Below are 21,889 nucleotides of genomic sequence, written 5' to 3' on the forward strand. Positions count from 1 at the left end.
CTGTGCTACTTTTTGCACTTTCTCTTACATCTTTAAAGAAGTCTTTATTTGTGATTGCACCTATACCCACACTAGCATTAATATTAGAGTTAATCAAACTATCAAAGATACCTTGTGCTTCATTTAGGTTGCCGGAGGATTGCATAGAATCTGCTGTTTTAGCAGTGTTTGTAGCACCACCCATAATGCCTGTTGTGAGGAGTGCGATGTAGTTGTTCTTTTGTGCTCCATTAGAATTTTTTGTATTCTCAAAGATATATTTTGTGGTATCAGTAACCTCTATCCCTATCGCACCCATAGCCTCATCTGTGCTTAAAGAACCTTCGCCACTGCTAGTAATTTTATCAATCATCTCTTGTTTGGCTTGTATTTGCTTATTGAAATCCTCTACAACTTTCTTTTCAATCTCTGTTGCGTTTTCTTTTGCTTGAAGTAGCCCATTTATACCATTAACATCTTGTACGATTTCAGATTCCTTAGCTGCCGCTTTTAGATAATCAATCTCAAATTGCAACAATGCTTTCGTATCAGAAATCTTATCACTAAAGCCACCGCTAACAATTAAAGATTCTTTGCCATTGCTTTTATCTACACTTAGCTTATAATCTGTAAAATCTTTCACATCCATAGGAGTAAAATAAGAATAATTTTGCTCTTTTATAAAATCATCTGCAAGATTTTTATCGCTAATCACTTCACTTGCATGTTTCATGACTGACCCACTTGCTACATTGCTTGTAGTTATATCACTATTAAATTTATCTGCACTTGCAAAAACGAATCTATCTAGCACAAGACTATTTAGGCTAGTATTTCCTACAGAAATTACAGAATTTTTAATGTTTGCTTCGCCATTAATATTAAAATTTAAATAGTTTTTTCCAACATTAAAACCATTAAAATAAGTTTTATCTGCATTAAAATTTCCATTAATAGTTAAAGAACCATTGATTGTATCGAAAGCGGGCATGTTTGTAGCTACAGTTACCACTGAACCAAATTCATCAGGGCTTCTATTGATTGTAATTTCACCATTACTATTAGTGAATACATCTGTCTTTCCACTTATAGTAGTATCGCCATTAATCACACTGCCTCCATAGATAGCTTGTAAGTGCATATCTTCTAGTGTGATAGTTTTAGCAGTGAAATTCACATTTCCAATATAATTGGAAAGTTTTGGATTAGCATTAGTAGCTTTAAAGATTAGATTATTTTCCCCTAAATCAATGTTTAATTTAGTTTTATCTTCGTTTTCTTCACTTGCTACATCATTGTTTAAATCGCCATTATAAGCCATATTAATGGTTAAATCTCCATTTTTATAGCTATCTTTTATACTAAGATTTTCGTTTTGATCAATATCAAAATATGTGCGAATCTCTCCAGATGAATTAATTGTAATCTCCTGTGCGTAAATACTCACACTCCCTAACGCTCCTAAACCAAATATTGCTCTTGATGCAATAAGAGATAAATTCATTCTTACTCCTTAAAAATTAAATAGAGCACTTATTCTATCCCCCCTTTTTTTATTTTTTGCTTAAATATGATTTGCAATATGATTTGCAATATGATTTGCAAGTGGTTTTATTTTTATAAGTAAATTAGCAAAACAAAAAATTTTGCTAATTAATTTTTTAAGATTCTAGGGAGTGTAATTCCAGTTTGAGATTGATATTTGCCTTTTTTGTCTTTATAGCTTATTTCACAAGGTGCATCACCTTCCAAAAATAAAACTTGCGCAATTCCTTCATTGGCGTAAATTTTGGCGGGAAGTGGAGTGGTATTGCTAATTTCTATAGTAATATGTCCTTCAAATTCGGGTTCAAAAGGTGTTACATTGACAATGATACCACAACGCGCATAGGTGCTTTTGCCAAGGCAAATAGCTAGGACATTGCGAGGGATTTTGAAGTATTCTATGGTGCGTGCAAGCGCAAATGAATTTGGGGGGACAATACAGATATCACCTACAAAATCAACTACATTAGCAGAATCGAAATTCTTTGGATCGACTACCATTGCATTGATATTGGTAAAAATTTTAAATTCATTGCTTACGCGTATGTCATAACCATAGCTTGATAGCCCATAGCTTACTACGCCTTTGCCCACTTGATTTTCACAGAATGGTTCAATCATCTTGTGATCTATTGCCATTTTTCTAATCCAAGCATCTTCTTTTAATCCCATTTTGTTATTCCTTTTAACTTTTTTTGCAAAGAAATGTGCTATTATAACAAATTAAGTTCAATTAGTCTAAACAAAGACTTTTGGGAAAATTTAATTAAAAAGGCTTAAATATGGATTTTAAGGAAATAAAAGAGCTGATTAAAATTTTTGATTCAAGTTCATTGAGTGCATTAAGCATTACTCAGGAGAATTCCAAAATTAAATTAGAAAAAGGCACCAAGAGCGCACAAATCGTAGAATCTCAAAATATGCAGGTTTTATCTCCTATTCAAATCCCTCAAAACACACCTCAAGTGGAAGTAGCAGCCCCAACTTCTCCCGCTCAAAGCTCTAAAGGTGCTCAAGGAGAAACAATAAATTCCCCAATGGTTGGGACATTTTATCGTTGCCCTTCTCCAGATGCTCCTGCTTATGTTAATGTGGGCGATAAGGTTAAAAGGGGGCAAACTTTAGCGATTATTGAAGCAATGAAAATTATGAATGAAATTGAAGCAGAATTTGATTGTGTGATTAAAGAGATTATCCCTAATGATGCACAACCAGTAGAGTATAATTCTCCTTTATTTGTGGTGGAGAAAATCTAATGTCTCCAACCAAAGAAATTAATACTATTTTAATTGCTAATCGCGGAGAGATAGCGCTAAGAGCTATCCGCACCATTAAAGAAATGGGTAAAAGGGCGATTGCAGTGTATTCAACAGCTGATAAAGATGCTCATTATTTAGATCTTGCAGATGCAAAAATTTGTATTGGCGGGGATAAATCTAATGAAAGTTATTTGAATATTCCTGCTATTATTTCAGCTGCAGAGCTGTTTAATGCTGATGCAATTTTCCCAGGCTATGGTTTTTTAAGTGAGAATCAAAACTTTGTAGAAATTTGTAATTACCACAACATTGAATTTATTGGTCCAAATTCTGAAGTAATGGCATTAATGAGTGATAAAAGTAAAGCAAAAGAAGTTATGAAAAATGCTGGAGTGCCTGTAATACCAGGAAGCGATGGAGCGGTAAAATCCAAAGAAGAAGCATTGAAACTCGCAAAAGAAATTGGCTATCCTGTGATTTTAAAAGCAGCAGCGGGTGGGGGCGGTCGCGGAATGCGGATTGTTCAAAATGAAGCAAATATGTTTAATGCCTATTTAGCAGCAGAAAGTGAAGCAATTAGTGCTTTTGGAGATGGGACAATTTATATGGAGAAGTTCATTGATAAGCCAAAGCATATTGAAGTGCAGATATTAGCAGATAAATATGGTAATGTTTTACATGTAGGGGAGAGAGATTGTTCTCTCCAAAGAAGACACCAAAAATTAATCGAAGAATCTCCAGCACCAACATTAGAGCCAGAAACGCGTAGAAAGCTTTTGGAAACCGCAATTACTGCGACAAAGGCTATTAGATATGTGGGAGCAGGAACTTATGAATTTTTGCTTGATAATAATCAAAATTTTTATTTTATGGAGATGAATACGCGTTTGCAAGTTGAACACCCTGTGAGTGAGCTTGTAAGTGGATTAGATATTATTGAGCTAATGATACAAATTACCGAGGGCAAAAAGCTTCCTAAACAAGAGGAAGTGAATTTTAAAGGTTGTGCGATTGAATGTCGAATCACAGCTGAAGATCCAGTAAAATTCTATCCATCTGCAGGAAAAATTACTAAATGGATTGCACCAGGTGGTAATAATGTGCGTATGGATACTCACGCGTATGCTGGGTATGTTGTTCCTATGTTTTATGATTCGATGATTGGCAAATTAATTGTATGGGGTAAAACTCGTAATGAAGCTATTGCTAGAATGAGTAGAGCCCTAGATGAGTTTTGTGTGGAGGGTATTAAAACAACGATTGACTTCCATAAAAAAATGATGCAAAATGACGATTTTAAAAGAGGCGTTATCCATACCAAATATTTGGAACAAAAAATGGAAAATGGAACGAAAAATGCTTGATAACTTAAAAATGCAAGGAAGCAATTTTAAGCATTAGAAAGGAGATACTATGAAAATTGGAAATACACAAGCTAATGAAAGTCTAATTAATCTTAACAAAGCAAAAGAAGATGAAGAAAAAGCACTAAAGAAAATCGCTTCACCTCGCCCTATTGAAGCTACTGATGGTGCGAGTTTGGCTATTGCTAATGCGCTTTTAGCACAGGCAAATTCAATGTCTCAAGGGATTCGCAATGCTAATGATGCTATTGGTATGATGCAAATTGCAGATGGCACACTCTCTACTTTGAGTGATTCTGCTATTAGAATGAATGAACTCTCTGTAGCAATGGGGAATCCCGCGCTAAATAATTCTCAAAGAGCAATGATTGAGAGTGAAGCAGCAGCTTTAACACAATCAATGAATGATGCTGTGTCTCAAGCGACTTTTAATGGTAAAAATGTTTTTGGTGGGCAAATGGATTTTATGACAGGCAATGAATTAGAAAGCATTAACTTGCAATCTCCAAACACTGCTAATTTAAGTGTTAATAATCAGCAAAGCATTTTAAGTTTCATTGAGGATTTAGGAATGAGGCGTGCTGATATTGGGGCTGCAATGAATGGAATACAATCAGGCATTGATTCAAATATGCAAACAATTGTTAATCTTAAAGCAGCAGAAGGCAATTTATTGGATGATGATTTAGCAGAAAATTATAATGAATTAAACAATGCTAAATTAAGAGCTAATGCAGCTTTATACGCATCTTCATTTAACACACAATATTTACAAAACCGACTAGATACGCTTTTGGGCTAGTTGTTCTTAGTATCATTTTTGATTTTTCTAATTTTCTCTACCAAAGTAGAAGATTGACAAAGATCTTCTACTATTGTTCAATTAATTCTTTAAGCAAAGCCCATATTTAAAAAGGATATTAGTTTCCAAACTCCCATTCATTAAAGCTTGGATTCTTTCTTGATTGTTATTTTCTCTTTTTTCTAATCGTTTCAATCGCGTGTTATCATCAGTTATAAGAAGAATTAAAATATCTGTAAAATCAATCCTTTGTAAGTTTGCAGAAATATAAAAGATAATTTTAACATAAGGGGGAAGAAATTTTATAAAGGGCTTAAGATTGTCATTAGCGGGGGGGGGGGGGCTTTTTAGGGTATTTTTGGGCGTATTATAAATAAATTTAGACTCATTACATTGTCGTCAATAACAGCAATTTGATAGGGCTTGAAATTACCAAAGCCTTGTTTGCGGACGCACTTTCCTAAAGTGCTTTTTCCGCTCCCACATAATCCACTTATGCTAACAATAATGCGAGATTTTTCTTTTAGTTCTCTAGTGCAGATTTCATTAAGATTGCTTAACAATTCCATTTGAGTTTGACAAAATATCATTAAAAATCCTTAAGGGAATGATTAATGCGTTCAAAACCTTCATCAATTTCTTCTTTGCTAATAGTTAAGGCAGGTAAGAATCGTGCCGTATTTTTACCACTTTTTAGCACCAAAACTCGATTCTCACAAGTTTTTTGCAAAAAGAGATTAAAGGATTCTGTGTCTTTTAATCTAAGTCCGCGCATAAGCCCTAAGCCCACTTCTTGTGTAAAAATTTCTGGATAAGATTTTTGTAAATTTTGGAGTTTTTGGGCGAAGTAAGAGATTGTTTGCTCTAATCTACCACTTTGTTTCTCTTCTTTAAGAATCTCTAAAACTTCTAGTGCTGCTCTTGTAGAGAGGAAATTTCCCCCAAAGGTGCTTCCATGATCACCTGGAGAGAAAATATCTTTAAGGCTTGTCATGACTGCGCCAATTGGGACGCCACCAGCTAATCCTTTAGCGGTTGTGATGACATCAGGAGTGATTTCATAATAATTAGAAGCAAAAAGCTCTCCGCTACGATAGATTCCTGTTTGCACTTCATCAATCATTAGCAAAATATTTTTTTCTTTTAAAAATTTAGCTAGTTTTTGAATTTCTGCTTTATCAAAAGGTGTAATGCCCCCTTCGCCTTGAACAAGTTCCAAAAGCACTGCGCAAGTAACGGGGCTAATTTTGTTTGGAATATCTAGAATATCCTTGGCATACACAAAGCCATCTGGAAAAGGTCCAAAATAATGGTGCATTTTATCTTGAGCAGTGGCTTTTAGCGTGCTAATAGTGCGTCCATGAAATGAAGAATCTAAAGTAATTACTTGATAACGCTTGGTTTCTCCATTGACTTCGCCAAACTTTCTAGCAATTTTTATAGCACCTTCATTTGCCTCTGCACCAGAATTTGCAAAAAATACACGCATATCATAGCCACTTTGTTTTATAAGCTCTTTAGCTAGTTTAGCTTGGGGTTCAATTAAATAAAGATTGGAAGTGTGAATGAGTTCTCTTGCTTGCTGGCAAATAGCATTGGCTAATCGTTCATTGCCATGACCTACGCTACAAACGGCGATTCCAGCACCAAAATCAATGTAATCTTTACCCTCACTATCAAACAGCCTTGAACCCTCTCCCCTTACAAAATGTGTGTAATTGCGCGCATAAGTGTGTAGAGTATAATCTAAATCCATTTGTTTTAAGTCTTGTGTTGTCATTTGCATTGCCTTTTATAATTTTTGTGTGATTTTACAAAAAATAAATAAAAACAAGTTGATTAAAGGCATTTAAAATAAACATTATTCTTTTTTACATTATCTTTACAATAAAGCGTTATAATTTTGAAAAAATAGATTTAAGGAGTGCGAAAGTGAAAAGTAACCAAACTCAAGAAATAGAGTTTATTTTTTCATTAATGAGAGAGTTGTTAGAGGAAGTAGCACCAGAGATTAGAGAAATTTTTATCGCCCTAAAAGAAGATAAAACTGCAGATTATGCTGCTAAAAAGGAAGTGTTAAAAGAGCTAGAATCTAAAGATATTTCAAAGCTTATTAAAGCCTTTACTTTGTATTATTTGTTGCTTAATATTGTGGATGAGCGACATTTATTGAGTTTTAATTCAAAGGAGCATATTGGCTTAATGCTAGATGAACTAAAAGCCCAAAGCTACGATGAAGAAGACATTAAAAGTGTGCTTAAAAAAATCAGATTTTATCCCGTCTTTACTGCGCATCCAACAGAATCACTACGACGAACTTTTTTAGAGAGTTATCATGAAATGTATGATGATTTAAATCTTTGGTTTGGATTTGGAGAGAGTGCAGCTAAAGAGCATTTAAAATATCGCCTTAATTTACTTTGGCATAGTCATATTGTAAGAAGTGAGAAGATTGAAGTGCTTTTTGAATTAGACAATCTTTTGTATTTTATGGAAAGTTCAATTTTACAAAGTGGAACTAATATTTTAGAAGAAGTGCAAAATGCCTTGCAAACACCACTTAAAAAATCTCCCATTAGGCTTGGAAGCTGGATAGGTGGAGATAGAGATGGGAATCCTTATGTTACTAATGGAGTGATGCTAGAAGTGATGAAGCGACAGCATCAGACGATTATTGAGCATTATTTAAAACAAATTGATAAACTAAGCCGAGAACTCTCCATTGCTCAAGAATACGCTAATCCCACACAAGAATTGCTAGAGAGTTTGGAAAAAGAAAAAGATCATCTTGATGAAATGGCAAAAAAACTTTTTTTGCAAGAACCTTTTAGGGCTAAATTAACTTGTATGCGACAAAAATTGCAGAATCGAATTATGGCTTTAAATCTCCCACAATCTGCGCTTTATGAAAATGAGCCTTATATGTATGAAAGCCCAAAAGAGTTTATTAAAGATATTGATATGATGTTAGAATCGCTAGACAAAAGGAGTGGAATCTATCTTAAAAAGCTTAAAAATCTTGTGCTTTTAGCAGGATTTCATTTAATGCAATTAGATTTTAGGCAGCATCGTGATGTATTTTGGAGGGCGCTTGCTGAAATTTTTTCATTATTGGGCTATGTGCAAGGAGATTTGTTGTTATTATCCAAAAAAGAACAAGCAGAGATTCTTAACAATGCCCTTGCTGCGCCACTTTTAGACCTTAATTCTTTATATGGGAAGCTAAGCAAAGAATCGCAAGAAATGTTGATGGCATTTATGAACTTTAGGTGGGCAAAAGATCGCATTAGTGATAATATTATTGATTCGTGTATTATCTCTATGTGTCAAGGAGCAAATGATTTATTATGTGTGCTTTGGTTTGCAAAGCAATCAGGGCTTTGGAAGCAGGGCAAGAAAACTCGTATTTGCATTGCGCCTTTATTTGAGACAATTGGGGATTTAGAAAACGCCCCAGTGATTTTGCGTGAATTATGCTCTAATCCACACTATACAGAGTATTTGCAATCGCGCAAAAATCATCAAGAAATTATGATTGGTTATTCTGATTCAAGTAAAGATGGCGGTATTTTTACTAGCAATTATTCTTTGCGTAAAGCAATTAATAATTTAATTGTTTTAGAAGAAGAGTTAAAGATAAAATTTCGTCTTTTCCACGGGCGTGGAGGTAGTGTTAGCCGTGGAGGTGGAGCGCTAGAGGATGCCTTGCTTTCTGCGCCAGATAATAGTGTGGCAGGATTTTTGAAAACAACTGAACAGGGAGAAGTGATTAGTGAGAAATATTTGAATCCCAAAAAGGCGGAATTTAGTTTTGCAAGTGCTTTGGCAAATTTGTTAAAAAAATCTGTGTATGACAAATATGGAACAAATAAGCAAGTTTGCAATCGGGATTTTGAGGGTATTATGCAAAAGATTAGCGAAGAATCATTTAAAGCTTATAGGAATCTTGTCTATGAAACAGAGGGGTTTATTGAGTATTTCAAATCCGCAACGCCTATTGAGTTTATCCAGCAGCTAAATATTGGATCACGCCCATCAAAGCGCAAGAATACACAAAATGTAGAAGATTTACGAGCGATTCCTTGGGTGTTTGCTTGGACGCAAAATAGGGCAATTATTCCAGCGTGGTATGGGCTTGGAAGTGGGTTAGAGTTAGCTAGTGCAAGGTTTGATAAAGAAATTTTGAGAAATTGTTATAAAGAAGATTTATTTTTTAAAACTACAATTGATAATATTTCACAAGCTTTTTTAAAAGTGGATTTAGAGATTGCAAAGCATTATAATAAGTTTGTGGAAAATAGTGAGCTTAGAGAAAAAATTTGGCAAAAGATTAAAAATGAATATCATTTAACGCTGAAGTGGTTGTTGTATGTGCGTGGAGAAGAAACATTGCTTGAAACACAAAAACATATTCAAAAGTCTATTTTATTGCGAAAATCTTTTTTAACAAGTCTTAATTTCTTTCAACTTTATTTAATGGAGCAATACAAAGATGCGACTTATGTAGAACAAAAACAAAGGATTGCTAAACAAATTATTACTACCATTGTAGGAATTGCACAAGGCATTAGAAATACGGGTTGATTAAAAGTAGCTAAAATCTATTTTAATAGATTTTAGCCCTTTTTTATTTTGCTATTTCATCAATGGCATTAAGGGCATTTAAGCTTTTTGGATAGCCTATGTATGGGACTAAAGCAGTGACTACTGCGATGAGCTTTGTTTTGTCATTTCCCATATTTAAATTTCCTTGTATATGGGCTTTGACTTGAGGTTCTACTCCCCCCATAGAGATTAGATAAACAAAGGTTATAAGCTCTCTAAAAGCCAGATCCAATCCTTTTCGCGTGTAATAATCGCCAAAGCAATTTGCACTTAAAAATTCATTGATATGTTTTTTATGAGCAGGTGTGGAATCATAGCTTTTTTCTATGGCTGCACCAAAGATATTTTTTTGTATTTCAAAACCTTTTTCTCTGCGATTTTGTTGGTTAGTGGTGCTTTGAGATTCTAAAGGTAGTTTTACTCCTTGTTGTTTAAAGATTTTGTTTGTAATGACTAAAGCATCTGCTACCTTTGCTATCCCAACATAGGGGGTGGCTTGGTAAATAATTTCTTTAATTGCTATGGGATTTATTTTACTCTTTAAAGTTGCCTTTAACATAATCTCAAATTCTTCTTTTGCAGATAGGGCTACTAGAGAAGCTAGAATAAGCAAAAGTCTTTCATTTTCTTTTAAATTTGACTTTTGCCAAACTTCATCAAAAGCAAAATTGGCATAATTGGTAAAAAATTCTAAATCCTCTTTTGGTAAGGCACTAGTGCCAAAAAGTTTTTGTAAATTTTCTTTAGCTTGTGGTGTTAGGGTATTCATATTCTCTCCTTTAGATAAATTTAAAGAATAATTTCTTTCTTCAATTTCTGTAGAAAAAAGATGTGTTCCTAAAGAACTCAATGTGGTTGCACCAAGTAAAATTTTACTTGAAGTCTTTAAAAAGTCTCTACGCGATTCTTTGTTGTCTTGTTTTGTTTGATTTGGCATTGTTGTTTCCTTATTGTTGTTGTTTCTAAGAATCCTATTAAACTAGGATTTTGTATTATAAAAGATGAGAGTTAGTCTAAGTCAAGAGAAAAGAGAATAAAATTAAATACAAGAATGTAAAAATAAAATGAATATTAAGTTAGATAAGGAACTAAAAAAATATTCTTTTTATCATTAAATTGTTTGGCAATGAACCAAGGAAAGGCAAAAATGGCTTAGAATCCTATTTTGGTTACCATTTGCCTACGCTTGTATTTATTGTTTGCTTCTTGCCTCATTGAGAGCTTCTTGATATTCAACATCGCTAACGAGATTTTCCCAAGTTACATTTTTGCCATTTTTTTCTTGAGTAAGTGCGATATGTGCTCCCTTGCTACTATCAGTTGCTCCGTGGAAATGTCGCACATTTGGGGGACAAGAAATCACATCTCCTTTTTTTGCGATACTTGCTTTTTGTCCAGGGACTTTAGTTAGAATTTCTCCATCTGTTACAATAAGTGTTTGCCCTGCTGGGTGTGTGTGCCAAGCACTTCTAGAACTTTTTTCAAATTCTACTAATGCTCCTCCAAATTCTCTCCAAGTTTCTGAATTAAATAGCATAGAAACTTTGACTTTACCGCTAAAGATTGTAGAATTTCCCTCAAAACTTCCTAACTCTCCACTTTTTATGATTGCTTGTGAATTTGCCATAATGAAACCTCCTAAGAAAATTAAACTAAATAGTGTTTTTTTCATTGCATCTCCTTATTAAAAATATTAAATCTTCAAGAAGAAGATTTTAAAGAAAGATTATAAAAGATGAGAGTTAGTCTAAGTCAAGAGAGAAAGAGTTTTTTTAATGGTTTTTTACAAAATTATTTTAAACCCCATTGTCTTTTGTATTGCTTTATTCTTTTTGCGTTAAGAAGGAGATAGATTCTACAAGCAATGATGAGACATATTGTAATAATGAGTGCTAAAGGTAGTGGGCTATTTGCTTCTAAATAACTTACAACAAAGGAAATTCCTCCAGCTAAAGTAAATTGAATCGCGCCAAGCATTGCAGAAGCACTACCGGAATTTTCTTTGAATCTAGCCATTGCTAAAGTGGTGGTATTAGGGATAATAAATCCAAGCATTCCAATCATAAAAAAGAGTAAAATCTCAAAAACCAAAAATCCTAAATCAAAAAAACCAGCAATGGTAAGTAAAAGTGCGATTCCAAACATTGTAGTAAAAGAAAATGGCAAGACATAATAAGGCGAATAGCGACGCACGATTCTAGCATTGATATTGGCAAATATCATAAAGTTTGCTGCGTTGATACCAAAAAGAATCCCATAGCTTTTCTCACTCAAACCATAATAATCTATAAAAACATACGATGATCCAGTGATATAGGCAAATATTGTAGCCATAGCAAAGCTAGAGGAAAAAACATAGATTTTAAAGCGACGATCTTTGAGTATTTTGATATAGTTGTTAAAAATTTCTTTAGAGTTAAATTTAAGAGAAGCTGTATTTTCTTTTATGTTATTAAGTCCTAAAAAAATAAGAAGAAGCAAAAAGATTCCAAGCCCAAACAATACCGCAAAAATACTTTTCCACGAAAAATAATCTAGCAAAATACTTCCAAGTCCTGGTGAGAGCATTGGAACTAAAGAAGAAATAACCATCATAAGAGCAAAAACGCTTGCAGCTTCTTTAAGTTCGAAGTTATCATTCACAATTGCCCTTGCAATAACTACACCAGCGCAACCCCCTAGAGCTTCTAAAAAGCGAAAAAAGATAAAGGTGTAAATGGAATCAAAGCTAATACACGCAAGGCTTGAGAGTATAAAAAGTAAGATTCCAAAATAAAGCGGTTTTTTGCGTCCATAAATATCGCTAAGCGGTCCATAAAGTAATTGTCCTAGTGCAAAAGCAATGAAAAAACTTGCTAAAGAAAGCTGTGCGTAAAAAGAGTTTGTAGAAAATGATTTTTGCACTTCTCCTAGGGCAGGCAAATACATATCTGTAGAAAGAGGTGCAAGAGATGACATAAATGCCAAAATAATAATAAGATTGAATTTCTTAAATCCCTTTAAGCTAGTTTGCTTTTGCATAGTAATCCTTTTTGAAGTTTATAGAGTTTAAAAATGAGAAAATATAAAGACAGGGTTTATAAGAATAAGCTTCACAATTTTAGGTTAAATAATATAAAATTATAATTAAGTTTGCTTTGCAAAAAATAAGTAAAATATCCATAAGTTTAGCGCTAGAGAAATTAGCATTAGCAAAAGCAATAATAAGAAAATAAAAGAGGATTAGCAGATGGAGTATGTGGTTTTAATACTTGTTGTGACACTCGTTGCTTTGGTGGCGTGGGTTGTATTTCAAAAATATCATTTAGGCAAAGAGATTTGGAATCTAAAGACTCACTTAGAAGCTTTACAGAATCTTGAAGGGGAGCAAAGACAAAAGCTAGAAGCAATCACTCAAAGTTATTATGAATCTTTGCGAAACAATACAAAACTTCAAGGGCAATTAGAGCGAATGGAAGATTTGCAAAAAATCAATGTAGAACAAAAAGAAAAAATAGAAGAAATGACAATCCTTTATCAAAATACACTCGCCAAAAAGGCAGAAGCACAAACTCAACTTGAATCTCAAACAAAGCTTTTAAATTCTCTTGAACAAAAATACGCACAAAGCCTTGCTACTCTTAAAGCCGAGTTTGAACAATCAATTCAGAATCAATCACAGCGAATGTTAGAACAAAATAAACTTCATCTTATAGAGGATTCTAAAAAGATACTTGATTCCATCTTTTCTCCCGTGCAAGAAAGTCTAAAAGAGTATAAAGAAAGTTTAGCAGCCAATGAAATAAAACTAGAGACAAATATTAAAAATATGTTTGCTTATAGTCAAGAAATAGGGCAAAATGCTGATAAACTCGCGCAGATTCTAAAAGGAGATAAAAAAATCCGCGGAAATTTTGCAGAGATTCAACTTAAAAATGTGCTAGAGCATAGTGGATTAATAGAAGGGGAGCAATATAAACTTGAAGCACATTTTGTGCATGAGGGAAGTGGGTATCGTCCTGATGCGGTGGTATATTTGGATAAACAAAAGAGTATTATTATTGATTCTAAGTTTCCTTTGCCTAATGGCTTTAGCTTTGAATCGCTAGATAGGAGTGTGTGTCAAGAGATTGCCCAAAATCTTAAAAATCGAATTGATGAACTCGCTAAAAAACCTTATGCTAATTTTGAGACTTACACTTATGAATTTGTGCTACTTTTTATCCCTTATCAAAATATCCTTGATCTTGCACTAAGCGTGGATAATGGAATTTATCAATATGCTTATTCAAAAAAGGTTTATCTCACTACTCCACATACGCTTTTTATGGCATTAAAGACCATTGAAGTTAGCTGGACTTACATTGAAAGTGATGAAAAAGTCATGAAGGCTTTGGGAGATATTAGAAACTTCTATGGGAAATTTGAAGGGATTGTGGAGGATTTTGAAAAGCTAAAAGTGCTCATTGGAAAACTGGGAAAACAAAGTGATGAAATGGAGGCTAAAATGATAAGTGGGCGAGGCAGTCTTGCATCAAGATTTCAAAAGCTTGGGGAAGTGGAAAAAAAGATTGGCAAAAAATTATTGGAATAGAATCGTAAGTGCATCAATGGCGCTTAAGAATTCTTTCTTAAAGTGAATCATAATGGCAGGAACAATAACAATTAAAACAGCAAAGGCAACAGCGATTTTTACAGGAAAACCGATGGCAAGAAGGTTAAATTGAGGGTGAGCTTTCATAATCATTCCAAAAATAATATCAGAAAGTAAAATGAGGGCAATAATAGGAAAAGACATAGTTAGTCCGATGACAAAAAGATTAGAAAAAGCTTTTATGATATAAGAAATATAATTATGAGAATATAAAAAGCCACCCAATGGAATCTCTTTAATGCTTTCTCCTACAAAATACAAAAATAAATGATGATAATCAAGTGCTAGAACAACCATCAAAGCAAGAAGTGTGAGAAGTTGCCCCACAATTGGCTTTTGTGCGCCTGTTACGGGATCATAGGCATTAGCAATGGTTAATCCCATAGCAAAAGAAATCACTTCTCCGCCAAAAGAAATCATTCCAAAAATAATTTGTAAGGCAAAGGAAGCCAAAAAACCTAGCATAATTTCGGTGATTCCTGCGATAATAAATTCTAAAATAGATAGATTGGGTGGTGGCATTGTTGTTACTAGTGGAAGAAACAAAATGGTTAGCCAAAAAATAAAAATACCTTTGATTTGTGTGCTAATGAGTTGATTTTCAAAAAAAGGAAAAAAGGCGATGATACCAGCAAATCGCAAAAGAAGCAAAAGGAAGTTGATAACATTCCCTTCAGTAAGATAGGCTAAAAACTCCATAATTGGATTATTCCAAAGTTTTTAGAGTTGCATTTTCTAGTTTATAGGAACGGGAGGCTTTATGCGCCAAAAGGGGATCGTGGGTAACAAAAATTAAGAGTGAATGATTGGAGCGCACATAAGCAAAAAGTGATTCCATTACATTCATAGCTGTTTCTCTATCAAGATTGCCTGTAGGCTCATCAGCAAAAATAATTTGTGGCTTTTTAGTTAGGATTCTAGCAATGGACAATCTCTGCTGTTGTCCGCCACTCAAAGCGCCGATATTGTGATCTAAAACCTGTTCAATCCCAAAGAGTTTAAGTAGGGATTTATCAATTTTTTCTCCACTTAAAAGCGACGCAACTTGCAGATTCTCATAAGCACTAAAGCCTAAAAAAAGATAGTGGGATTGAAAAATAATACCAATTTTTTTACGCCTTAGGGCTAAAAGTTCTTTTTGTGGGAGAGAATAAATGCTTAAATCAAAGAGAGAGACTTCACCATTTTGAGGCTTTAAAAATGAAGAAAGTAAGTGCAAAAGAGTGCTTTTTCCACTCCCACTTACACCCATTATGGAGATAATCTCACCTTCTTTAGCTCGGAAGTTAAGATTCTCTATAATTGGCTTTTCATAGCCAAAAGAAAGATTTTTGGCTTCTAACAACATTGTAAAGATTAACCAAGCTGTGCAGCTACTTCATCAGCAAAGTTGCATTCTTGCTTTTCGATTCCCTCACCCAATTCAAATCGCACATATTCAACTACTTCAATAGAGTCGCCAAGTTCTTTACCTTTTTCTGCTAAAACTTGCGCGATTGTTTTTTTGTCATCCATTACAAAGAATTGTCCAAGTAAAGTTAATCTTTGATCAAGTAAAGTTGAATCAGCTTTAAAGCGTTCAATTTGTCCAGGAAGGATTTTATCCCAAATAGCTTCAGGCTTACCTTGTGCTTTTAGGTCTGCCTTGAGTGCTTCTTCTTGCTTTGCGATAATTTCATCAGTAAGTTCTAACTGACTAATGTATTGTGGGATTTTGTGAAGCGGCTTTCCTAAGCGTTTTAATTCTTCGTTTTCTTTTTCAAGTTCTGCAATGAGAGCGGTTTTTTCGCTCTTGATAAAATCCATATCAAAAGAATGGTAGCTAATTACTTGTGGCTTCATTGCCGCAGCGTGCATACAAAGATTTTTAGTTAGATCTGCTAGTTTAGCTACATTATCTTCTTTTTGGCATTTAAGAGCAATGATAACACCAACACGACCATTGGAATGCACATAAGCATTGACAATTCCACTGCCTTTGGCTTCTACTTTTGCGATTCTTCTAACAACGATATTTTCACCGATTTTTGCAATTTGCGTCTTAAGATATTCTTCAAATTTTGTGCCATCTAGATTTAGAGTGTGTAATTCCTCAGCGCTAGAAACACTAGAATCTTGAATTATAGCAATAGTTTTTGCACTTAGCTCTTTAAAGCCTTCGTTTTTAGCCACAAAATCGGTTTCAGAGTTAATTTCTACCATACTTGCTTTTTTGAAATCAGGTGAAACTTGAATGCTAATACTCCCCTCAGCGGCTATTCTATCTGCCTTTTTAGCGGCTTTGCTTAAGCCTTTTTCGCGTAGGTATTCTACAGCTTTTTCTAAGTCTCCATTGGTTTCAACTAGGGCTTTTTTGCAGTCCATCATTCCTGCATCAGTCATTTCTCTTAGTTGTTTAACGAGTTGGGCACTAATTTCTGCCATTTTTTACTCCTTATTTTCAGTGTTTTCTGTGAAATCTTCTTCTTTCATTGCTTCTTCAATTACTTCTTGTTTTTCTTTTTCGCTTGCAGGTTCAGAAACTTCATTGTTTTCTGGAATCTCTCCACCCGCGATAGCTCTTCCTTCAGTAATTGCTTCTGCAATTTCTTTACAGAAAAGTTGAATAGAGCGAATTGCATCATCATTTCCAGGAATTGGGTAATCTACCATATCAGGATCACAGTTTGTATCAAGTGGTGCTACTACTGGAATCCCAAGTCTTCTAGCTTCTGCAACAGCAATTTTTTCTTTAGCCGCATCAATTACAAAAATCATATCAGGTGCTTTTTTAAGTTGTCTTACTCCGCCAAGGTATTGAGTTAATTTCTCTTTTTTTCTTTGAATCATTAACTTTTCTTTTTTGGTTAGCAAATCAATTTGTCCGCTTGATTCCATTTCTTCAATGATTTCAAGTTTGCGAATAGATTTTCTAATAGTAGAGAAGTTAGTGAGCATACCACCAAGCCAACGATAATTAACATAAGGTGCATTCACGCTTTCTGCATATTGTTTAAGTGTTTCACTTGCTTGTTTTTTAGTTCCAACAAACATAATAGTTTTGCCTTCAGCTGCAGCATCTCTTACGATATTGTAAGTGTAGCGAAAATAACGCAAAGTCTTTTGCAAGTCAATAATGTGAATATTTTTTCTTACACCAAAAATAAATTTTTTCATTTTTGGATTCCAGCGTCTTGTTTGGTGCCCAAAATGCACACCACATTCTAAAAGATCTTTCATTGTTACCATATTTTTCTCCTATTTAATGTTTTTGGTTTTCCCTCCACGCCCCTTAACAAAGTCCAAAAATATAAGGAATTTGCAACCTCACTTAGGATTAGCGTGTGTGAGTTGATAAAAATAAAAGCCTAAAATTATAGCAGAAAAATTTTAAAAAGAGAATAATGAAAAAATATAAATTTGAATTTAAAAATTAGCAGACAATAGCCCTAGATTCAAGAGAATCTAGAGTGATTTTAGAGATTGATGAGATTTTGTTCTTGCATAGCTTGAATAATATGATCATATCCACTTAAAATTTGTTGATCACACACCACCCATTGATTAAGCCCTTCAAGCTTCATCATTTGTGAGATTTGTGGATCATTTTTGAGAGTGTTTTGCGAGAGCATCATTGATACAAAAGTATTTTTTAAATCTTCATCAAAGCCCTTAAGGGTAGTGAAATTACAATGGCAGTAATCTTCACTAGCATAAAAGCTTGAAATTTCTGGATAAGTCCCTTCTTGTAAGATTCTAGCCCAAGTCGTTGAGCCAATTGCACCTGCATCAAGGATTCCTGCTTTGATGGCTTCTAATACATCAAATTCGCTTCTACCCGTATCTCCATGCTTGCCAACATCGCTATTATAACGAATAACAGACACAGCTTCATTGGAGGTTTGCAGGGTTGATAAATTTTGCGCTAGTGATTCTTGAATCTTTAAGCCCTCTTTTTGCAAATAAAAAAGAGGCATAATAGCAGCTTGTGCAGAATCTAAGCTTCCAAGTCCAAACTTTTTGCCTTTTAGGGAATGTAGATTGGATATTTTTTCTTGGCTAACAAAAATACTTTTAAATCCGATATCTGTATCGCGCATTAAAATGGCTTCAACATTATCTTTTGTGGCAAATTTAGAGCGTATGTAAGCAACATTGGTATTCCAAGCAATATCAATTTTTTTATTAATAAGCCATTCCACTTGTCTTTCATAATTGCTAAAAAGCACATAATCAAGGCGAATCTTCCCTCCAAAGTAATTATTTGCATAATCTCTAATGGTATCCCAAATAGGCACAATTTGGGGCGCATAGGCTACAGCGCCAACCAAAATATTTTTCATTTTTTATCCTTTATTTGTGATAGCATTGCCAAGCCAAATTTTTAAGACATCTAAGCTTGGTGCCATAACTTGACTAGCCATTGCATCTCTTAAGTATTGTTCTAATGGCAAATGTTTGCTATAAGCCTTACCCCCACCAAGTCGCATTGCAAGTTCGCAAATTTCCATAACAAGGTGAGTAGCATTGATTCTGCAAGCAAATACTTTCATAGGAGCATCACTTGCCCCACTATCAAATGCTCTTGCGGCTTCTCTAACAAGTGCAATTTGGCTTTGTGTTTTAGTATAGAGTTCTGCTAAATGTATGCGAACTAATTCATTATCAGCTAAATCTTTACCATCAGAATATTTTCTTGTTAAACAATGTTGTAGAACGCATTCATAGGCTGCCATTCCTACTCCACTATAAACTGCTCCTAAACCAGTTACGAAATACATTGCTACAAGATTGATTTGATTTTCTCCATCACCCTCAGATCCAAGGAGACAATCTGCCACTTCTAGTTCCACTTGTTTGTATTGCACGGGCTTTGAGACATTTCCTCGCATTCCAAATCCATTCCATACGCCTTCTTCATGCGTTAGAGAAGGATGATTGCTAGGGACAATCCAATTGTTTTTCTTGCCTTGTAATTTACAAGAATTTGTGTAGGTGAGATAATAATTGGCTTGTTGTGCAGAAGTTACAAAGCTTTTTCTGCCTTCTAAAATGCGCTTTTCTCCTTTTTGTGATTCTGTAATGTCGGGATTCACAAAGTGTGTCCCAGAACCACTTTCGCTATAAGCTAATGCAAAGGTTGCTTCACCTTTTGCAATTTTTGGTAAATACAGAGATTTTTGATGTGCGGTGCCATAGTGAGATACACAGGCAGTGGCAACATTGTGCATCATATAACAAAGTGCAGTTGAGGCATTAAATCGTGCTAAGTTGTAACATACTTCAACATGATCTAGATTGCCACCTTGCAAACCACCATATTCTTTAGGCACAAGCAACCCCATAAAACCTTGTTGTTTAAGCGCTTCATAGGCTTCTTTAGGGAATCTCGCTTCTTGATCAATTTCCTTTGTGTAGGGCAATATAAATTGCTCACCTAATTTTTGTATTTTTTCTTCTAAAATTTGTAAAGTTGGCATTATTTTCCTTTTAATTACATAAAATTTGGTGTGTGAGAGCGACTAAGTTCTCTTGCTAATTCCTCATCAATCCCACATTCCATTAATCTTTTGGTTCGGTTTTTTTCCATTTTTTGTTTTAGATTGACTACTGCTTCAAATCCGTGCGAAATTTTTTTCTCTTCTTTAGCGTAGAGTATGGCTAATGATTCAAGCAATAAAGAGGATTCATCACTTTGATTGTCAAGATAATTTTTTCTTCTAAAGACTGCTTCTTTGAGAATCTCTATTTTGGCAGGATTTTGAGCAATAGTACTTCTAATGTGATTCATTCCATAAGCAACATGTCTAATTTCATCTCGTCTAGCTAGATTTAAGAGTTTGGCACTTTGTAAATCCCCTAAGCTTTCAAAGCAATTTTCAAGGAATTTTAAAAGATCGATAAAAGTCCCTTCTCCCATAATGTGGAGTAAAAAGCTTGATTTAAAATAGTCTTTTTCTTCCCATAGGCTATAGAGACTTTGCTGTGTCGTTAGAGTTGAATATTGCACTCCAAGTCCTGTGGCATTTGCTCTTTTAATAAAAGATTCAATATGTCTTCCTTCATCGCCTATAATGCTTGAAAGCACCAAAGGCACAGCCGTGAAAAAAGGAGAAATTTGCGCTAAAAAGCGGCTGGGGATATAGAGTGCTGAGAACTCATTTTCAGTTAAATAAGTCATGATTTGCGCGATTGCAAATTCTAATTTTGGTTCAAATGCTGGAATTTCACTCCAATTAATATCAGTTGTGGCATTCCATTGTGCTTTTTTTGCTTCTTCATAAAGTTGCTCCATATTGCCCGCATAAATTTCATTTTTATTATTTAATGGAAAATGATATTGTGGGCTTGCTAATTCTATGGATACTCCTTTTGGAGCGAGTCCTTGATGAGGTGGAGAAAGCAAAGAATTAGGATCAAATATCGCAAATTTAGTTGGAGATTCTTTTTGCATGATATAAGCAAAGCTTGAATCATTCTTGTTATGGAGAGGAATCTTTTTTAAAAACAATTCTCCTTTGAAGCGACACCAAGCAATTAAGTCATTTTCTAAATTGTCATATTGACTGATTACTTCTATGATATCGCCATTTTGAGAAAGCAAAAAAGCATTTTCAAGCCGCATAAAAAAGAGCTGTCCTGTCTGGATGTTGCCCATAAAAACACACGATTTTTGTTGCATTAGATAACCTAAAATCAATTAAGTTACACCAAGATTATAGAAGACTTGTTGCCTTTCACACGGAAAGCTTTATGAAAGAGGTATGTTATAGCGACTTTGCTTAAAATTTAGTTAATCTAAACTTTGGGGAACCTATAGCCATAAATTGTCTAATAATCGCACACCTTCTACTTTTGCTACTACTAGAATTAATGTAGAATCTTTTTGGATTCTTGGAATTTCTTGAAGATTTTTATCAACAATGACAAAATATTCCACTTCTAAGTCTTGCAAGATTTCTAAAGCGGCTTGTTTGATTTTTGTTGATTCTATCTCTCCAAGCATAATCATTTTTGTTGCCATATTTAAAGATTGAGAGATTTTTAGAGCCTTTTTCTTGCCTTCTTCACTTAAATAAGCGTTGCGGGAGCTAAGTGCTAATCCTTCTTGAGTGCGGATAATTGGACAGGGTATAATTTCTATAGGCAAAAATAAATCTTCTACCATTTTTTGGATAATGAGCAGTTGTTGGGCATCTTTTTTGCCAAAAAAGGCTTTATTAGCTTGTGTGAGATTAAAAAGCTTATGCACGACTTGTAAGACACCATTGAAGTGATTAGGGCGTGTTTTTCCCTCTAGTGTGTTTGCCATTGCACTTGGTGCATTAAAGGTGGTTTGAAAATTTTTATCTAAAGGGTAGATTTCCTCAATCTCAGGCATAAAAACAACATCTACTTTGGCTTTTTGGCAAATACTTAAATCAGCTTCTTTTTTGCGCGGATATTTATCAAAATCTTCATTAGCACCAAATTGCGTTGGATTAACAAAGATAGAAACAAGGGTGCAATCACAAGATTCTTGACTAGCTTCTATTAATGATAAATGCCCGTTGTGCAAAGCGCCCATTGTGGGAACTAGCCCAAGAGTATGATGTGGATTTTGTTGTTTATAATAGCGAATAAAATCGCGTAATTCTTTTGTTGTTGTAAAAATTTCCATTTGGGTAGTCTTTATAATGAGGTAAAGCGGAATTATACTACAAAGTTTTCTTGATTGACTTAA

General features: G+C 34.3%; 20 protein-coding genes. 5 read left to right on the top strand and 15 right to left on the bottom strand.

Annotation, left to right across the window (positions count from 1 at the left end; genetic code table 11):
- Both MKD52_RS02360 and dcd read right to left on the bottom strand, forming a co-directional pair.
- On the bottom strand, positions 1-1,483 hold a 1,483-nt coding region (locus MKD52_RS02360; RefSeq protein ID WP_242099122.1), incomplete at its 3' end, for a hypothetical protein.
- 149 nt (positions 1,484-1,632) lie between these two features.
- A complete protein-coding gene (gene dcd, locus MKD52_RS02365) occupies positions 1,633-2,196 on the bottom strand; it encodes a dCTP deaminase (protein WP_112057828.1) in 564 nt (187 codons plus the stop codon).
- A 110-nt stretch (positions 2,197-2,306) separates the two neighbouring features.
- Here dcd and accB point away from each other — a divergent pair, with 110 nt between their 5' ends.
- The 3 genes from accB to MKD52_RS02380 are packed head-to-tail and all read left to right on the top strand — an operon-like array spanning position 2,307 to position 4,949.
- Positions 2,307-2,780, top strand: a complete 474-nt coding sequence (gene accB, locus MKD52_RS02370; protein ID WP_242099123.1) for an acetyl-CoA carboxylase biotin carboxyl carrier protein — start codon at positions 2,307-2,309, stop codon at positions 2,778-2,780.
- A complete protein-coding gene (locus MKD52_RS02375; protein ID WP_242099124.1) occupies positions 2,780-4,147 on the top strand; it encodes an acetyl-CoA carboxylase biotin carboxylase subunit in 1,368 nt (455 codons plus the stop codon). Before accB ends, MKD52_RS02375 begins: the two co-directional genes overlap by 1 nt.
- Positions 4,148-4,196: 49 nt before the next feature.
- Positions 4,197-4,949: a flagellin gene (locus tag MKD52_RS02380; RefSeq protein WP_242099125.1), complete on the top strand. Its 753-nt coding sequence runs from the start codon at positions 4,197-4,199 to the stop codon at positions 4,947-4,949.
- A gap of 347 nt (positions 4,950-5,296) precedes the next feature.
- Here the strand turns inward: MKD52_RS02380 and MKD52_RS02385 are convergent, their stop codons facing one another.
- Both MKD52_RS02385 and MKD52_RS02390 read right to left on the bottom strand, forming a co-directional pair.
- Entirely contained in the window at positions 5,297-5,539 is a 243-nt protein-coding gene (locus MKD52_RS02385; RefSeq protein ID WP_242099126.1) for a hypothetical protein, read from the bottom strand.
- Positions 5,539-6,729: an aspartate aminotransferase family protein gene (locus MKD52_RS02390; protein WP_242099127.1), complete on the bottom strand. Its 1,191-nt coding sequence runs from the start codon at positions 6,727-6,729 to the stop codon at positions 5,539-5,541. Before MKD52_RS02390 ends, MKD52_RS02385 begins: the two co-directional genes overlap by 1 nt.
- Positions 6,730-6,881: 152 nt before the next feature.
- On the opposite strand from MKD52_RS02390, the gene MKD52_RS02395 reads away from it, so the two are divergent.
- Positions 6,882-9,533: a phosphoenolpyruvate carboxylase gene (locus MKD52_RS02395; RefSeq protein ID WP_242099128.1), complete on the top strand. Its 2,652-nt coding sequence runs from the start codon at positions 6,882-6,884 to the stop codon at positions 9,531-9,533.
- Between the two features lie 43 nt (positions 9,534-9,576).
- Here MKD52_RS02395 and MKD52_RS02400 read toward each other — a convergent pair whose 3' ends face one another.
- The 3 genes from MKD52_RS02400 to MKD52_RS02410 form a co-directional block, all read right to left on the bottom strand.
- Positions 9,577-10,491, bottom strand: a complete 915-nt coding sequence (locus tag MKD52_RS02400) for a carboxymuconolactone decarboxylase family protein (protein ID WP_242099129.1) — start codon at positions 10,489-10,491, stop codon at positions 9,577-9,579.
- 255 nt (positions 10,492-10,746) lie between these two features.
- Positions 10,747-11,181 (bottom strand): cupin domain-containing protein, encoded by a 435-nt coding sequence (locus MKD52_RS02405; protein WP_242099895.1) that lies wholly within the window; start codon positions 11,179-11,181, stop codon positions 10,747-10,749.
- 164 nt (positions 11,182-11,345) lie between these two features.
- Positions 11,346-12,575, bottom strand: a complete 1,230-nt coding sequence (locus tag MKD52_RS02410; RefSeq protein ID WP_242099130.1) for a multidrug effflux MFS transporter — start codon at positions 12,573-12,575, stop codon at positions 11,346-11,348.
- A gap of 208 nt (positions 12,576-12,783) precedes the next feature.
- Here MKD52_RS02410 and rmuC point away from each other — a divergent pair, with 208 nt between their 5' ends.
- Positions 12,784-14,127 (top strand): DNA recombination protein RmuC, encoded by a 1,344-nt coding sequence (gene rmuC / locus MKD52_RS02415; protein ID WP_242099131.1) that lies wholly within the window; start codon positions 12,784-12,786, stop codon positions 14,125-14,127.
- Here the strand turns inward: rmuC and fliR are convergent.
- From fliR to panC, 8 genes are all read right to left on the bottom strand, one after another.
- A complete protein-coding gene (fliR, locus tag MKD52_RS02420) occupies positions 14,116-14,886 on the bottom strand; it encodes a flagellar biosynthetic protein FliR (RefSeq protein WP_242099132.1) in 771 nt (256 codons plus the stop codon). The genes rmuC and fliR overlap by 12 nt on opposite strands.
- 7 nt (positions 14,887-14,893) lie before the next feature.
- Entirely contained in the window at positions 14,894-15,535 is a 642-nt protein-coding gene (locus MKD52_RS02425) for an ABC transporter ATP-binding protein (protein WP_242099133.1), read from the bottom strand.
- An 8-nt stretch (positions 15,536-15,543) separates the two neighbouring features.
- Entirely contained in the window at positions 15,544-16,611 is a 1,068-nt protein-coding gene (gene tsf, locus MKD52_RS02430; protein WP_112057841.1) for a translation elongation factor Ts, read from the bottom strand.
- A gap of 3 nt (positions 16,612-16,614) precedes the next feature.
- On the bottom strand, positions 16,615-17,415 hold the full coding sequence (gene rpsB, locus MKD52_RS02435) for a 30S ribosomal protein S2 (protein ID WP_006655167.1): 801 nt from the start codon (positions 17,413-17,415) through the stop codon (positions 16,615-16,617).
- A gap of 227 nt (positions 17,416-17,642) precedes the next feature.
- Positions 17,643-18,509, bottom strand: a complete 867-nt coding sequence (locus MKD52_RS02440; protein ID WP_112057842.1) for a PhnD/SsuA/transferrin family substrate-binding protein — start codon at positions 18,507-18,509, stop codon at positions 17,643-17,645.
- A gap of 3 nt (positions 18,510-18,512) precedes the next feature.
- Complete coding sequence (locus MKD52_RS02445) at positions 18,513-19,646, bottom strand: acyl-CoA dehydrogenase family protein (RefSeq protein ID WP_242099134.1); 1,134 nt, start codon at positions 19,644-19,646, stop codon at positions 18,513-18,515.
- Between the two features lie 14 nt (positions 19,647-19,660).
- Positions 19,661-20,848: a DUF455 family protein gene (locus MKD52_RS02450; protein ID WP_242099135.1), complete on the bottom strand. Its 1,188-nt coding sequence runs from the start codon at positions 20,846-20,848 to the stop codon at positions 19,661-19,663.
- Positions 20,849-20,980: 132 nt separating this feature from the next.
- Positions 20,981-21,826, bottom strand: coding sequence for a pantoate--beta-alanine ligase (gene panC, locus MKD52_RS02455; RefSeq protein ID WP_242099896.1), 846 nt, complete (start codon positions 21,824-21,826; stop codon positions 20,981-20,983).
- Positions 21,827-21,889 lie beyond the last annotated feature (63 nt).

The sequence above is a fragment of the Helicobacter sp. CaF467b genome (assembly GCF_022664765.1).
Lineage (GTDB): Bacteria > Campylobacterota > Campylobacteria > Campylobacterales > Helicobacteraceae > Helicobacter_D > Helicobacter_D colisuis.